This is a genomic window from Streptomyces alkaliphilus, assembly GCF_014141535.1.
Classification (GTDB): domain Bacteria; phylum Actinomycetota; class Actinomycetes; order Streptomycetales; family Streptomycetaceae; genus Streptomyces; species Streptomyces alkaliphilus.
This window is the reverse complement of the sequence record NZ_VKHT01001231.1, coordinates 1-1,279: the sequence shown is the minus strand read 5'-3', so window position 1 is coordinate 1,279 and position 1,279 is coordinate 1. Positions and strand designations below refer to the sequence as shown.

Annotated in this window: 2 protein-coding genes; both read left to right on the top strand. The window is 75.2% G+C overall.

Features of this window, described 5'->3' with window-relative positions; translation table 11 throughout:
- On the top strand, positions 1–448 hold a 448-nt coding region (locus tag FNQ90_RS23630), incomplete at its 5' end, for a FecCD family ABC transporter permease (RefSeq protein ID WP_182608206.1).
- Positions 445–1,251, top strand: coding sequence for an ABC transporter ATP-binding protein (locus FNQ90_RS23625; protein WP_182608205.1), 807 nt, complete (start codon positions 445–447; stop codon positions 1,249–1,251). The genes FNQ90_RS23630 and FNQ90_RS23625, both read left to right, overlap by 4 nt.
- Positions 1,252–1,279 lie beyond the last annotated feature (28 nt).

The window sequence follows — 1,279 nt, the reverse complement described above, 5'->3', positions numbered from 1 at the left end:
GGGCTGGGCGTCGGTGCCGATCGCCGCGACCGCCGTGCTCGGCGGGCTGGCGTGGTTGCTGTTCGCCTCCCGCCGGTTGAACGCGCTGGCGATGGGCGACGAGACGGCCTCGGCGCTGGGCGTGGACCCGCACCGGATGCGCCGCGAACTGTTCGTGGTGACGGCGGCGATGACCGGTTGCGTGGTGGCGGTCAGCGGGGCGATCGGCTTCGTCGGCCTGATGGTGCCGCACGCGGTGCGGATGGTGGTGGGCGCGGACCACCTGCGGGTCCTGGCCGTCGCGCCGCTCGCGGGGGCGGTGCTGCTGGTGTGGGTGGACGTCGGGTCGCGGATGGTGATGGCCCCCGCCGAACTGCCGATCGGCGCGCTGACGGCGATCCTCGGGGTGCCGTGTTTCCTGCTGCTGATGCGGCGGCGGGGCGGGCCGGTGTTCGGGGGCGCGCGATGAGGGTGACGATCGACGCGCTGACGGTGGAGGTGGCCGGGGCGCGGCTGGTGCGGGAGGTCTCGCTGGCCGCCGCCGACGGCCGGGTGGTGGGGCTGGTCGGCCCGAACGGCAGCGGCAAGTCCACCGTGCTGCGCTGCCTCTACCGGGCGCTGCGCCCCACCACGGGCGCGATCCTGCTGGACGAGGAGGAGCTGGCCTCGCTGACGCCCCGGGAGGGTGCGCGGCGGGTGGCGGCGCTGCCCCAGGAGACCGCCGGGGAGTTCGACTTCACGGTGGCCGAGCTGGTGGCGATGGGGCGCATCCCGCACCGGGGCACCGGGCGGCGGACGACCGCGGACGACGAGGGGATCTGCGCGGCGGCCCTGGAGCGCGTGCACGCCTCGCACCTGGCGCGGCGGTCCTTCGGCGGACTGTCGGGCGGGGAGAAGCAGCGGGTGTTGATCGCCCGGGCGCTGGCCCAGCAACCCCGTGTTCTGGTGCTGGACGAGCCGACCAACCACCTGGACATCGCCCAGCAGTTGGAGGTGCTGTCCCTGGTTCGCGAGAGCGGGCTGACGGTGTTGGCGGCGCTGCACGACCTGAACCTGGCGGCGACCCACTGCGACGAGCTGTACGTGATCGCGGCCGGCGCGATCGTCGCCTCCGGTCCGCCGGAGGAGGTGCTGAACCCCGGGTTGCTGGCGGAGGTGTTCGGGGTGCGGGGGCACCCGGTGCGCCATCCGGTGACGGGGGCGGTGCGACTGCTCTTCGACCGACTGCCGCAGGGCCCACCCGGCCCCCGACCGCCGGCGGGGGCCGGCTGACCCCGGTTTCCCGCACCCCGTTTCCCCG